11 protein-coding genes and 2 pseudogenes are annotated in these 13,924 nt (G+C 67.8%); 2 read left to right on the plus strand and 11 right to left on the minus strand.

Translation table 11 applies throughout. The features are described from left to right. Positions 1-37 precede the first annotated feature (37 nt). A pseudogene (locus LV780_RS22035) lies at positions 38-145 on the minus strand (helix-turn-helix domain-containing protein); the annotation flags it as partial. A 164-nt stretch (positions 146-309) separates the two neighbouring features. Between LV780_RS22035 and LV780_RS20190 the strand changes: the two are divergent. Both LV780_RS20190 and LV780_RS20195 read left to right on the plus strand, forming a co-directional pair. Beyond that, positions 310-489 (plus strand): hypothetical protein, encoded by a 180-nt coding sequence (locus tag LV780_RS20190; protein ID WP_101339531.1) that lies wholly within the window; start codon positions 310-312, stop codon positions 487-489. A 118-nt stretch (positions 490-607) separates the two neighbouring features. After that, entirely contained in the window at positions 608-772 is a 165-nt protein-coding gene (locus LV780_RS20195) for a hypothetical protein (protein ID WP_180325088.1), read from the plus strand. A 21-nt stretch (positions 773-793) separates the two neighbouring features. Here the strand turns inward: LV780_RS20195 and yddG are convergent, their stop codons facing one another. The 10 genes and pseudogenes from yddG to LV780_RS22200 all read right to left on the minus strand — a co-directional run. Then, positions 794-1,717: an aromatic amino acid exporter YddG gene (gene yddG / locus LV780_RS20200; RefSeq protein WP_117345223.1), complete on the minus strand. Its 924-nt coding sequence runs from the start codon at positions 1,715-1,717 to the stop codon at positions 794-796. Positions 1,718-1,836: 119 nt separating this feature from the next. Next, positions 1,837-2,640 (minus strand): AraC family transcriptional regulator, encoded by an 804-nt coding sequence (locus tag LV780_RS20205; RefSeq protein WP_117345224.1) that lies wholly within the window; start codon positions 2,638-2,640, stop codon positions 1,837-1,839. 1,215 nt (positions 2,641-3,855) lie between these two features. Next, on the minus strand, positions 3,856-4,077 hold the full coding sequence (locus LV780_RS20210) for a helix-turn-helix domain-containing protein (RefSeq protein ID WP_233864235.1): 222 nt from the start codon (positions 4,075-4,077) through the stop codon (positions 3,856-3,858). 139 nt (positions 4,078-4,216) lie between these two features. Then, a complete protein-coding gene (locus tag LV780_RS20215; RefSeq protein ID WP_117345225.1) occupies positions 4,217-9,346 on the minus strand; it encodes a RecQ family ATP-dependent DNA helicase in 5,130 nt (1,709 codons plus the stop codon). 280 nt (positions 9,347-9,626) lie between these two features. Further along, entirely contained in the window at positions 9,627-10,253 is a 627-nt protein-coding gene (locus LV780_RS20220; protein ID WP_101339536.1) for an RES family NAD+ phosphorylase, read from the minus strand. Beyond that, the gene (locus tag LV780_RS20225) at positions 10,253-10,912 is read right to left on the minus strand and encodes a hypothetical protein (protein ID WP_117345226.1); all 660 of its coding nucleotides are present in this window, start codon (positions 10,910-10,912) and stop codon (positions 10,253-10,255) included. Before LV780_RS20225 ends, LV780_RS20220 begins: the two co-directional genes overlap by 1 nt. A 408-nt stretch (positions 10,913-11,320) precedes the next feature. Next, positions 11,321-11,719: an H-NS histone family protein gene (locus tag LV780_RS20230; protein WP_101339538.1), complete on the minus strand. Its 399-nt coding sequence runs from the start codon at positions 11,717-11,719 to the stop codon at positions 11,321-11,323. After that, entirely contained in the window at positions 11,716-12,111 is a 396-nt protein-coding gene (locus LV780_RS20235; RefSeq protein WP_233864237.1) for a hypothetical protein, read from the minus strand. Before LV780_RS20235 ends, LV780_RS20230 begins: the two co-directional genes overlap by 4 nt. 1 nt (position 12,112) lies before the next feature. Continuing rightward, positions 12,113-12,910: a hypothetical protein gene (locus LV780_RS20240; protein WP_117345227.1), complete on the minus strand. Its 798-nt coding sequence runs from the start codon at positions 12,908-12,910 to the stop codon at positions 12,113-12,115. Positions 12,911-13,736: 826 nt separating this feature from the next. Next, positions 13,737-13,880 (minus strand): annotated as a pseudogene (locus LV780_RS22200) (IS256 family transposase); the annotation flags it as partial. Positions 13,881-13,924: the final 44 nt, after the last annotated feature.

Raw genomic sequence — 13,924 nt, forward strand, 5'->3', positions numbered from 1 at the left:
GCGGCACCCGGCAATGCTTGCCAACCTCGACGAACGCGATCTCGCCCGACTTCAGAAGCTTGGTCAGGTGCGGCCTCAAGACGTTCAGCATGTCGGCCGCCTGCTGGGTCGTGAGCATCGTGCCCACGGGCACCAGCGTGACCATGTTGCCGCTCGCGGCATGGCCGAGGAGTTCGATGATCAACTCGCCAAAGCGGACGGCTTTCGTGACGGCTGCAACCTTTCTGCGTCACCTGCAAGGAAGGTCCGGGAGACCGCGGCTTGCCCGGAAACCGGCAAAAGCCCACCTTGGCCGAAGGAGACACCATCATGCGCATCGAGTCCCAGACCGAGGTGGATCGCTGGCTGAAGCCAGGCCTGCCCGAAGACCAGCCTGAACCGGGCTACGAGGAATGGCTCGCCGCCGAGATCGCGGTCGGGATTGCCGAGCTCGACGCCGGGAAGGGCATTCCGGCTGAACAGGTCTGGAAGGAACTCGGCCTCGAATGAGGCTGATCTTCTCGCCCCGCGCGGCCCGCCGTCTGCGGGAGATCCAAGCCTACCCGCCTTCGCCGCCAGCCTGAACACCGCGCTCCGCGTGGTTCTGCGCATTCGCCAGAGCGCCGAGATGCTCACGGACTTTCCCCTCCTCGCCGTGGAGTGGGAGGGTGGGCCAACACGCACTCTGCGCGTCTCCGGTCTGCCCGGCAGCATCCACTACCGGCTTCACGCCGAGGCGGCCGAGATCATCACCATCCACCACCACCGTCAGACGCCCCCACGCTTCGGCTGAGCGGCTTCTTTGCTGTTTCCATCAGCGGATGTTGCGGACCCGAAGTCCGAAGGCGGCGATTGCGGCTCCCAGGACGATCAGGGTTGCGGCCGCAATGATGCTCCAGCTCATCGGGGTCAGGCCGAAGAGGAGAAGAAGGAGCGTGGAGAGGAGGGGTGCGAGATAGGACAGCGCGCCGAGCAGCGGCAGGTAACCGTGCTTCGTCGCATGGTCCCAGGCGAAGAAGGCCAGGCCGACCGGACCGGCTCCCAGCAGAAGGATCGCCGCCCACTGCGTCGCGTCGGGCATCACGGTCGTCTCGAGGGCCAGATGGGCGCCGAGACCCGCGATCGAAACCAGGCCGCAGACCCCTCCGATGAATTCGCTCGGGACATGCCGGAAGCGTCGGTTGAACACGGAATAGCTGGACCAGACCAGCGCACCCGCGGCCGCGGCCGCGTAACCGGCCAGTGGGAAGGCTCCCCCCGTGGGGCTGCCGTCGGGTCCCAGAATGACCAGCGCGGAGCCGGCGAAACCCAGCGTGGCGCCGACCAGATGCCGGGGGCTGAAGGCCTCACGACGCGAAAGCGTCGACAGGATCACGATCAGAAGCGGCCACAGATAGGCGATCAGGCTGGCCTGCGCGGCCGGCGCCTTGCTCAAGGCCGTGAAGTAGAGGGCGTGATAGGCAAAGATCCCGATGAAGCCGAAGGCCCAGACGCCCCATGGCTGACGCCAGACGCGGAAGGACCCTTTGCCGCGCAGGCCGAGAAGGAGCACGCTCAGCACGAAGGCCACCCCGAAGCTCAGCGAGAGCAGTTGGAAAGGGGGCAGGCCCGCGGCCAATACCGTCAGCAGTGCCAGAGCCGACCAGAAGCCGATCGCGACGAGGCCGACCGCTGTTGCCACGCCCGCCCGGCGGGCTTCGGTGGCCTGGTGGATTGCCGAAGACAGGGAACTGGCCATGGAACCGCCGCGCGATGATGCAGGATGACATCCACGACGCTACCGGGGCTTGTGAGAGGCTGTCTTGTCGGATCCTGCATGTTCCTGGGCCATTCCTGCAAAACCGGGACAAGGGGCGTTCACGACCGGCCGGCGCATCTCCGCCGGAAGGCCGCCGGCGTCACGCCACGTGCCTTTCGAAGCGCGCGGGTCAAGGCGGACTGATCCGAATATCCCGTCAGGACTGCGATCTCGTGGATCGGCTGCCCTGTCTGCTCCAGCAGCGCCAGGGCCCGGGCAGTCCGGCGTTCTGTCAGGTAGGCGAAGGGGCTGATCCCGAGCTCGCGCTGGAAGCGGTCATGCAACCCCCGTTCGCTGATCCCGGCGGCACGGGCGATTGCCGCGACCGTCAGCGGCTCCGCGAGGCTCTTCTCGATGAACAGGCAGGCGCGTCCGACCCGCGTGGAGCGACGTCTTCCGGTTTCCACAAGCTGCCGCGCCGAATCCTCGATGAAGAGCGTGGCCCAGGCCCGGGATATCGGCAGCGCCCCCGTTGTCTTGAAGCTCGCGGCATAGCTGACGAGCAGGTGCAGCCTTGGCGTCATGGGGAAGAACGTCTTGTGGGCATAATCGTCGAGGACGCTGATGCCATTCCGCAGGCTCGTGAAGTGACTGGTGTCGATGTCCAGGACGATGAAATCGCTCGGGTCCGAGCTGACGAACTCGTGGACCTCTCCGCCGGGGACGAACGCGCCTTGCGCTGCGTTGACGACGCCACCCCGTCCGGCCACCTCGATCTCCATCGCCCCTTCCCGCGGCAGGACGACCTGGTGGAAATCGTGTTTGTGGCGGGCCACGGCAGAGGCATAGCTGCGGCGCTCGAGCTTCGGCAGCAACTCCGGCCGCTCTGACCAGGCTTGGGTTTCCAAGATTGCCTCCAGCATGGTGCGGTGCCTCAAACGCTGCGACAAAGGCAGGGATCTGTCACGCCCTTCCTGCCGGAAAGATCAGACCCTCGAAGCCGGGGATCATGGACCGGATGGCGTCGGGATACCTTGCGTTCCGCCCTTGTGGCGCAGTTGCCTGTGGTCGGAAAGCCGGGCCTTGATCGCGCCAGGGGGGAGGAGGTGCAGCGCACGATCCGCAGGGGGCCCAACCAGTTCGTCGACCGTCTCTCATGCCGTCTTGTCGCGGTTCTCCATGATCTGCCGGACGCCGTCCTCATCGAGCATGAAGGCCGCCTGCGGCAGGCCGGAGGGAACGGCCGGGAGGGGGCGCCGCAGGCCTGATGGCGAGAGGTGTGCGGGCTGTTCCCGGTCAGGGCTGCGGCAGGCCCGCTGTTCCCTGCGGAAAATCATTTCGTTTCCAAGCGACTGGACAATGTCCCCGCTGTCCCCGCCGTTCCCGCAGCGGGACAGCCGCTCCTGTCTCCGTTCTTCCTGATTGCTCCCGGCAGAGGAAGACTCCCGTCCCCTTCTCCCTTTTTCCTTCCGGGAACAGAGGGAACAGGGGGACAGGCGGAAGATTGTTCGGCAAATGCAAGGAGATGACCCCGTCGCGGCCTGTTCCCGGCTTGGGAAACGGGCGGGAACAGCGGGGACATTCGGGCCCGGGCTGCCGGGAACGCTCGATGCGCGTCGCCCTGACCGCAGCTGCCAAGGCGGCATTGATGGATCCCGCCTCCCCCGGAGGCCTGAACCGCGCCGCGGCTTCCAGGTCCTGGGGGCTGGCGCCAGGGTTCACCAAGGGAAGCCAGTGCGCGCCCCTCGGGCCGCTCCGCCATCCGGCACCTCGCAACCGGGCCACTCGACAGCCCAAGGGACGCGGCGCGGGCTGTTCCCGGCCAGGACAGCGGCCGATCCGGCGTTCCCCAAGGAAAAACCTTTCCGAGCAAGGAGAGAAGGGAATGTTCCCTCTGTTCCCTGCGGTTCAAGACGGCCTCTTCTGTCTTCCTCTCTTCGCTGGTCCTGCCCCCGAAGAACAGGAAGAATCCTCTTCCCTCTTCCTTTCCATCGGGAACAGAGGGAACAGGGGAACGGGACGACGGGGGAGCGGAATATCTCAGGGGAATGGATTCCGCTTCCTGTTCCCATGCGGAGACGGCCGGTCGGGAACGGCGGGAACCGTCCAGCCGGGCCGGCGGGTTCAGCGATCAGGCCTCAGGCGGCAGAGTGGCGGCCACGCCGCGCAAAGAGCTTCCGCCAGCCGGCGACCGTCTCATCGGGAAGATAGAGAAGACCTGCGACATCCTCGACAGAGAGACCCTCGGACAGGAGCAGCAGGGCATTGGCCATGCGGGCCTGGACGACATCCGGTGTCCGGGCGTCGAGTGCCTTCCTCAGCTTGTCGCGGTCGTCGTCGGAGAGAAACATCTCGGTCATCATACAGTCACCCTGGCCCGGAAAGGGCGCGCTTTGGCACAGAGTCCTGTTGTCTTCAAGCCGGCCGGCACAGCCTCCGCACGGGATGCCCGCCCGCGACAAACGGCACCTCAGGCACGCTGTGCCGTCCGTCTGACGTTCAGCCCGACCATCGGCTGAATGGATCGAGTTCTGGCAGAACGACGTCCCACTCGTCCCGCCGGATCAGGTGCCGGTAGGCGTCGTCGCCGTCGTCCCGCCGCCATTGGAGCACGACCGCGATGTCTCCGCGGATGATCTCCGCGTCATCGGGCGGCACGAACGCCTTCGCCATGCGGCCGAGAACACGTTCCCGGCCATCCAGGATCAGCCAGCGGTCGCCGTGGCGCGACAGGGTGACGGGATCGCCCACCGCCGCCTCGGCGATGGCCGCGAGCGATGGATCTGCGTCCCTCAGGCGACCGGCGAAGGAGAGATCAACGAGCCTGGGATCGGGCGCGATGATCCGGCGCCGGGCGTCCGGGAGCGAGGTGGGGTCCGGAGATACCTCGCGCGGCAGCACCGCACCGCCCACGGATCGCAGGAACGGATGGCGCCCCTGCGCCAGCACGGTGAGGCTCGAGCGCGCCCGGGTCATCGCGACGTAGAACAGCCGGCGCGGCGCATCGGCATCTTCACCGCGCGAGGGACGGTCCCAGCCGCCGTCAAGGATCGCCACGTGGTCAAATTCCAGCCCCTTGGCGCGATGGGCGGTCAGAAGCAGAAGGCCCCGCTGCTCGCCGCGCGCCTCGCGCGCCCATTCGCCGAACCACTGGACGAGATCGGGCACCGGCGCGGCCTTCTCCACCAGCTCGCGCGCAAGGGTCCCGATGCCCTCGCCGATCAGGTCGGTCCAGCGGTTCTGCGGCAGGCCGTTCAGGATCCCGACCAGATCGGCAATGGTCAGAAGCCGCGCGCGGTCGCGCAGCATCTCGCGCAGGAAGGCCTGCATCTCGCGCATGCGCCAGAGGCTGGGCATGGTCTCGCTCGCCAGCTCCACCGGAATGCCAAGCTGTTCGGCATAGGTGCGCGCCGGCTCCAGCCGCCGCCATTCCCGCGCGATGACGGCGGCGCGGCGCCACGACCAGTCCGGGTCGAGACGCGAGAGCCGCAAAAGCTCGTCGACCGCCGCCACCGCCTGCATCCCGTCCCCCGGCGGGCAGGCGAGCAGCGTGACCCGACCCTGCGCCACCGGGTCCAGCGCCGCCATGACCCCGCCCGGGGCCTCCCCGGCGCGGGCGCGGTTGACGGCGATGTCGTGCCCCGCCTTCATCCGTCCCGGGGCCGGGGCGATCACGGCGTTGGCCGCCGCGATGATGTGGCCGGTCGAGCGGTAGTTCTCGGTCAGGTAGACGGGCTTTGCCGCATAATCCGCCTCGAACCGGCGGATGAAGTCGATCGAGGCGCCGGCGAAGGCGTAGATGTTCTGGTCGTCATCGCCGACCGCGAAAAGGCTGAGTCGCAGCTCGCGGTCCTCCAGGGTGCGACCCGCCACGGCGGCGATCAGGGCGTATTCCTCGGGGCCGATGTCCTGGTACTCGTCGACAAGGATCCAGCGGTAGCCCTGGATCAGCGTCTCGCGCAAGGCCTCGGCCTCGGCCTTCGGAAGCCCGTCGCCGCGCAGGAGCGCCACCGCCTGCATCACGATGCCGTCGAAGTCGCGGGGCCCGTCGCGGTCACCGGCGAAGCTTGCCCCGACCAGCCGCATCGCCAGCGCGTGGCAGGTCGAGACGGTGATGCCCGCGGCTTCGTCGCCGATCAGCCGCCGCAGGCGCTCGCGCACCTCGGCCGCTGCGTGGCGGTTGTAGGTCAGGACCAGGATGCCCCGCGGGTCCTCGCGCTTCACGCGAACGAGATAGGCGATGCGATGGACCAGCACGCGGGTCTTGCCCGAGCCGGGGCCGGCCAGGACCAGGACGTTGGTCTGCTCGCGGTCGTCGCGGACGATCTCGGCCTGCACCGGGTTCTCCAGCGCCTCGACGATCGCCTTCCACGAGGCACCCGTGGTCTGGCGGCGGATCTCGACGCCCTTGCCCGGCAGCCAGCGGCGCAGGAAGGCCTCGCGCTCGAGCACGAAATAGTCCTCGGCCAGCCGCTCTGCCTCGCTCATCGCGGTCAGGCCCCTTTCGGCATAGGCCGCCATGGCATGGGTCTGCATCGTCTGCTCGGTGTAATGCTCCTCGAGCGGCGCGAAGTTCTGCACGGTGAAGGTGGTGCCCTTCGGGTTCAGATGCACCGTCATCGCCGGGCGGAACACCGTGAGGCCGCGCCCGAGCGTCGCCACCTGCTGCTCGTGGAGCCAGAGGAGCGCCCGGTCCATCAGCCGGTTCATGTCCTGCACGGACGCGCGCAAGAGCGCGTCACCGTTCAGCGCCGCCTGCATGTGGCCAAGCGTGGTCTCGACCTGCACATCCTTGCCCCGAACTCCCTTCGGCACCCGCCCGATCAGGTGGCGGAGCAGGATCCCGGCCCCCTGCCGCCGCAGGCTCGCGGTCTGCTCGAGCACCGGCCAGCTGCGCTGGAGCCGGACAAACAGCGTGTTCCGGCTGGCCTTCCGGAGGTGCAGGTTGCCGCGCCCGCCCTCCTGGTCGCGCCCGTCCTGCGCCAGGCCCTTCAGAAGCGCCTCGACCAGATCGGGACGCACGCCGGCGTGGCCGCGGTCGCGCAGCGCCTGGGTGGTCTCGGTCAGGTGCAGGGGCTCGGGCTCGCGCCCGTCGGCCTCGGGCGCGGCCTCGCGCATCAGGGCGATGAGGTCGGTTTCCAGCCGCGCCGCCAGCTCCAGCCGCTTCAGCGAGGCGTCCTCGACGCCCACGTGAATGAAGATCGTGATGGCGGTGTCGTTGCTGGCGATCCCCAGCACCTCGAGGTCGCTCAGCGCCTTGCGCAGTGCCGGGCCGGTAAGGCCGCAGGCGCCGGTCAGGTCGTCGGTCGAGATGCCGGTGTCGGCGGGCGCGGTCATCACATGGCGCACGAGGTCGAGGAGCTGGGTCCGCCGCGTTCCGGTGACCTGCGCCTTGTCGAGGATCCCGGCCGCTTCCTCCAGCGTGCGGATGCGGAGCGACGAGGGGAAGACCTGCACCCGGTTCTCCTCGCGGCTGAGAAGCGTCGCCTCCTCCAGCCAGGCCACGGCGGTCTTCACGCGCGTGTCGTCGGTGGCACGGTCGCGCTCGAACTCCTGGTCCTTCTCCTCGCGCACGATCTCGCCGGGGGTCGCCACCACCTCGCCGTTCTTCTTCGTGCGGGTCTCGAGACGGCGCAGCGCCTTCAGGATCGCCCCGATCTCGTGCCGGGCGAGGCGTGAGCGGGCGGAGAGGCCGAACTGCCGCTCCACATCCTCGGCCGCGAACAGCAGCACACAGCGCGCCGGCTGACGGTCGCGCCCGGCCCGTCCCGCCTCCTGCAGGTAGTTCTCCAGCGAGCCCGGGATGTCGCCATGCACCACGAGGCGAATGTCGGGCTTGTCGATCCCCATGCCGAAGGCGTTGGTCGCGGCGATCACGCGCAACTCGCCCACGCGGAAGCGCTCCTGGATCTCGCGCTTCTCCTCGGGCGGCAACCCGGCGTGGAAGCGCTCCGCCGCCAGCCCTTGCGCCTTCAGGAACTCCGCCACGCGCTCGGTGGCCGACCGCGTGGCGCAATAGACCACCGCGCCCGAGGCGCCCTCGGCCGGCAGGTCCGCCTCGATCGCGTCGAGGATGTCGGCGAGCTTCGTCTGGCGCTGGGTGGGAAGGATGGAGAAGCTGAGGTTCGTGCGCACCGCGCCGCCGTCGAGAAGCTGCAGCTCCTGCCCCACGCGGCTCTGGAAATGCTCGCGGATGTCGCGCACGACCTCGGGTTTCGCGGTCGCGGTCAGGCAGAGCACCGGCGCCGGCGGCTCATCGCCCGAGAACTCCCTGATGAAGCGGCTGACGTAGCGGTAGTCCGGCCGGAAGTCGTGGCCCCATTTCGAGATGCAATGCGCCTCGTCCAGCACCCACAGCCCGACCTCGCGCTGCCGCAGCGCCGAGCGGACCGAAACCGAACGCAACTGTTCCGGCGCGATCAGCAGGATGGCCGCGTCGCCCATCCGCACCTGCTCCAGCGCGTGGTGGCGCTCGGGCAGCGAGAGCATGCCGTTCACCGTCACCGCCGAGGAGATCCCGGCCCGCGCCAGCCCCTGCACCTGGTCGGCCATCAGCGCCACCAGCGGCGAGATCACCACGGTCAGCGCGCCGGTCTTGTCGAACTTCGAAAGCGCCGGGATCTGGTAGCAGACCGACTTGCCGGTACCGGTGGGCAGGATGCCGAGGACGCTCTTTCCCGCCATCGCCTCGGCCACGATGCGTTCCTGCAGCGGCCGCCCCATCTCGTCGACCGGCTCGGGGCGGAAGGCCGGGAAGCCGAACCAGCGCTCGAGCGCCCGCTTCGGGTCGTTGTTCGCGGCGCACCAGGCGCAGTCGGGGCTGCCGCAGGCCGTGTCGCGCAGGTGCCGCACGATCAGCGCAGCCTCGCGGAACTGCGTCCGCACCCAGGGCGGCATGACCGAGTCCCCGCCGGCCACCGAGATCCAGGACAGCGCGTAGGCCATCGGCCAGCCGAGCTGCGGGTTCGAGATCCGGCTCAGCGTCTGCTCGATGCGATGCGCGCAGGCCCGTCCCGCCAGAAGCCGCCGGATCGTCGCCTCGGCCTCGGGCGCCGACGGTGGTGGCCGGCCGCGGATCGCCCGGAACAGCGCGTCGAACCCGGCCGACGTCTCACCCCGCGTCGTGAGGAAGTGGGGAACGAGCAGCGCGCCGGGATCCTCCCGCTGCATGTGCCCGAAGGCCGCGATCTGGTTCTCCAGCACCTCGAAGACCAGACGCGCGTCGAGTTCCGGGTCGTTCACATGGCCCGCCTGAAGCCGCCCGTCGTGATAGTGCTTCACGAGGTGGTGATAGGGGTTGCGGGGAAAGGCCAGCGGGTTGAGCCAGAGCGTGTCGATGACGCTCTGGCCCATCGCCGTGAAACGCGGACGCTGCGCCACCAGATGCGGCAGGTCATGACGCAGGATGTTGTGGCCGATGAGGTGATCGGCGCCCTCGCAGAACGCCCCCAGCCGGTCGAGCGCAGGACCGGGATCGCCTCCACTGTGGCGGCAAACCTCGCCGTCCCCCGTCCGGACTGCCGCGAAGGCGAAGAGCCGCGCCGTCCTGGGATCGACTTCCAGATCGAGCGATACGCAGTTTCCCAAGAGGGCGCCCACCGAGGCTCCCGTCTCACGCTGCCGGTTCATGTCAGCCCCGCAATCAGCCGCCACGACCGGAACCTTCCCACTCCGCGACCCGCTGGTCCACCCCAGGCGCCAGGCGCCGGACGTTTCGGATGACCCGGGAATCAGCCGGGCTTTTCACATTCGGCGTTTCCGTATTTTGCGATGCAGGCCTGCTGTGTGCATTGCCGGATCTGCAGGTCTCTCAGCGGTTCGTTTCGATCCACGGTCCGAACGGCGGGAACGGTGTAATATTCGGTGCGCATCATCTGATGGTAGTATGTCTGTGCTCCGGGCCTCGTGGCTATCGCACGATGAAGGAACCGCAACGGGCAGCGGTCTCACTCAGCTCGTCGAGCAGGGTCGGGTCGATTTCTAGCAGCCGGACCGATTCCACGGAAAAATCCGCCGGATCCAGCCGATCACCGAAGAGCAGCATGGCGTGTGCTGCGCTGTCACGGACAGAAGACCAGACGATCCCGTCAGCGTCCGGATTGTCTCGCCATGCCATCTCGGCCAGGCTCCGGCAGAACGGGTAGACGCTGTCATGAGCTTGGAACATCTCTTCAGGGAGGATGCCGAGGCGGCGCAGCTCCGGCGTGAAGAGACCCACGAGCCGTAGCGTCCTTACGGGGGCGATGACGCTCACGCCACGGTCCTCGAGCAACTGCCGGCGATAGCCGCCATACTTCGACGGCGGATCGCGGAACATGGTCTCATAGGCCGCGCCATCGAAGGTCGTGGCCGCATGGAAGGTCGGAATGCACGCCCCGGCCGGGTTCAGGAGCGGGGCAAACCGCGTCGCCCCGCCCCGACAGGGGTTGAACGAGGCTCCGCCGAAATCGCGATGATGGTTACGGAACAACCGGGTCCCGGGATCGACGGTGAAGAGGCTTGCCGGTCGGACGCTGGCGGGAAGAACGAGCGGCATCAGCCGATGATCTCCGAAGCCTCGTTCCGCGCCGCTTCAACAACCCTCTCGTCGTCGCGCCGGATCGCGTCGAGCGGAAGCCCGCCATCGAGCACAGATGAGGGCGAGACCAGCCAGAACGCCGTCTGCCAGGGCGTCATATCGTCCGGCAGGGCGTCAAGGACACGCTTTATCAGCGGGTAAGGCCTGCCGCCCTCATCGAACTGGAAGGCCGGATAGACGGTCCTTTGTCCCACGGGCAGTCCCAGGATGCGGTTGGCTTTGCGCCATACCGCGGCCGTCTGCGAGGGGTTGCTCCCCTTGTTACCGGAGATCTCGTGAACCCTTGTCGAGTCGATGACCGCGAACTCGTCCAGAAACTCCTTCCGCTTCTCGGCATTGCGCAGGTCGATCCGAGCTTCTGCCGCTGCGCGCGGATCGATGGCTATGAGAGAGTCGAGGAGTGCGTTGATGCGGTCCTCGCTGAGTTCGCGCAAACGGTGAGGGGCCTGCTTTTGCAGGAGCCCGACGAGCTTTACGGCAACCGCCTGGATCGCCGGGTTCGCAAAACTCACCAGAAGCGCCTGCCGCTCGTCTCCGTGCTCCAGACGGGTCATGGCCAGATCGAACGGCATCGACTGCGTGGTCTTCTCGTCGATAAACTGCAAGGTGTGGGTCATGTTCAGCTCCTCTGCGATCCAAGGAGAGATATAATTGATATGCATATAGTCTGATATCTGGTCTATTACAAGCCAAGCCCGTTCCCGGTCGAAATCACGGCCCCACCTGGACCCGATTTCCGCCACCGGCGGTCCGGATCTCCTCACTCATCCACCGTCCACGAGGGCGTGTGTCGATCGTGACCAATCGAGGGACTGCGAAGGGCGCAGGCCGTTCTTGTCGGGCGGGGTCCACGCAGACCAACGACAGGCCGCAGGTCCATGGCCGGACGCCGCGCCGTTTGCTCGCCTCTCCTTCGGGTTCGAATGCCGACCCGGCTGGCACCTTCATCGGGCACCTGCCCTTTGCGCCCCACAACCGGCGGAGGCCCGCCGGGATCCCTGCGCCGGCCGGCGCGCCCGCGCGCGTCAGATCAGCATATCCTCGGGTGTCCGGCCGGCGGCCATCGCCTTTTCGAACCAGCGGGGCTTGCGGCCGCGGCCGCACCAGGTCTGGTTGACATTGGCCGGATTGGCGTAACGGAGTTCCCAGGGCGCCAGCTCGCTCGTTCCGGTCAGCTCCCTCAGGGTGAAGCCCAGCTCGCGGGCCCGCCTGGCCAGTTCGGCCTGCGCCTGCGCCTTGCGCTGCCTCTCGAGGGTGGCGATGGCCGCGGCGACCTCGGCTTGCAGCGCTTCGAGCTCCTCGCGCGAGAGGGTTTCGAGATCGAGGACCGCCGCATCCTCCTCCGGAACCGGGCCCTGTCCGGTCGGCGCCCCGGAAGATCCGCCTGGCGCGGTCTGACCCGCGGATGCGCCGCCCTCTGTCATCCGTTCCCTCCCGACGAGATCATGCGGACGAGTTCGCGGGTTGCGGGCGTCGAGCCGGTCAGACGGGCGATGTTGTTCAGCAGTTCGAGCGCCGCCGCCCGCTCCTCGGCCGTCATCGGGGGCAGGCTCCCCAGGGCGATCATCCGCTCGGCATAGGCGTTGAGGATGGTAGCCACCAGCGAGAGCGCCTCGGGACTTCCGGGTTCGGCAGACGCCAGGGCCGCGGCCAGTTCGGGATCGCCCAACTGGGCCGCAACGGCGGCCATGTCCGCGATCGTCGGCGCAAAGACGTCCGGAAGCACCTCGGGGGGCGGTTCCACCACTGTCCGCCCGGCCCAGCCCGTTGCCGGAAGCGCGGCGATGAGGATCGCGGCTGCGGTCCGTTTCAGCATGTCATCCTCCCATTCCGAAGGCATTCCTGAGGGCGAAGGACAGCGAGAGCGTGGCGCGCCGGCTGTCCTCTTCGTCGAAGATGTCGTTGCAGGTCAGGGACACCGAGGCCCCCTTGAGGCCCGGGATCTTCACGCCCACGCCCAGGTTGGCGTAGTCGCCGCTGTAGGAGATGCTTGCGCCGAGATATTCGGTCAGGCCGAGGCCGAAGCCGGCGATGAGGCCGGGATCATCGTCGCGTGCGTGCGTGCCCGCCCCCAGCGTCAGCATGTAGGGGGTGCCTCCGGAGCCACCCAGATGGCCGAACCGGGTGAGAGCCACGGTGGTCTCGACGGAATTGTCCGAGGCATCCCCCCAGGTCACGACATTGTCGAACCCGATCGCGGCATGGAGAGTGCGATCGAAGCTGTGGCCGAACTTGAGCGACAGGAAGCCTGAGTCCCCGAAATCCCTGTCCTCGACGGAGGTCACGTTCACGCTGGCCTGCAGGCCGATGCCGGTGGCCGCGTTGCCGAAGCCTGCGCCGAAGCTCAGCGAGCCGTCGACATCGTCGCTGTCGGGTCCGCGCTTGTTCGATCCCGAGATGGATCCGAAGAGGGTGCCGCCGGGGGCCACGGTGCCGGATCCGATCCCCTGCATGGTGACGTTCAGCGAGGGCCGTGTCGCCATGTCGAGAGCCTGGAGCAGGCCCAGAAGGCCTGGGTCCGCGGCCTGCTGGGCGGCCGCGGCCGAGGGAAGGAGGGCCGAGGCGGCAACGAGTGCCCATCCTTGCAGCCTTCCGACGGATGCTGTGTTCGTCACCGTGTCACTCCTGGGGTTGGGGGTGGCATGTGCCAGGGCGCCGCAGGCCTGCCCTGCGGCCCGGTCTCGCAGGCCCGACTCCGGGCCAGGGTCGCCTCCGTTGCGGGTGGGGCTGCGACCGGAGCGGCCGGTCCCGGAAGCCCGGCGGATGCCCGAAGGCTCCGCCTCCGGGCCATGATCGGATGGGATGCCGCAAGGTCGGTCAAATCGGAAATCCCCCGCCTGGAGATTCAGGCCGCTCCCCGGCCATTCAATACGGATTGCCCATTGGTTTCCACCCGGCCGGAAGATAGGACCAAAAGCGCGGATCGGGTCTTTGGTATTATGACCCGTGAAGGGCGGGGCAACCGGCCGAAATCCGAAATCGCCGCACAAGACGGACCCGGACACATCCGCCGCCGTGAGGAATCCGGAAAACATGAGCCATTCGGCCGCAGGATCTATGTTTAATGGATGACTTCCATTTTTTTGCGCATTAGGCTGCCAAATAGTGACCAACTGCCTCAGGATTGCCCGTCCTGAACCACCTGGCCGCCTCCTGGCGGCATTGACGCCCGGCCCAAAAAGCCCGGCGTCATTTTTCTTTCGGCGCTTGCTGCCGAAGATTCACGAGAGGCCTGCACTGAGCCACCCCTCGTGACGGTCGGACCGATCCCGTGGTCGACTCTGTGTCATTGCATGATGCTGGCGCGGGAAGAACATGCGGATCATCAGCCTGCGCAAGGCCAATGCGCGAGACTGAGCCATGGCTGAATCCGGGAGATGCGGCTCTCGGTATCGCCAGTCTTGGCGACGCCGTCTGTGATTATGACGCCCTCGTCCCTACGCCGGGAATGGCCGCCAAGGCTTCCTGCACGTCCCCTGTGGAGAGGCCGCGGAGGGAGAGCGCCCGCAGGAGCGCGTCGAGGCTCGTCGACCGTCGCGCCCCTTTCGGCAGGATGGCCGAGCTGAACCGGATCTTCACCTCGGCCCCGAGCTGCCAGCCTGGCCGCAGCGCGAGACTTCAGGCGAGGA

The organism is Cereibacter azotoformans, from assembly GCF_021391315.1.
Classification (GTDB): Bacteria; Pseudomonadota; Alphaproteobacteria; order Rhodobacterales; family Rhodobacteraceae; genus Cereibacter_A; species Cereibacter_A azotoformans.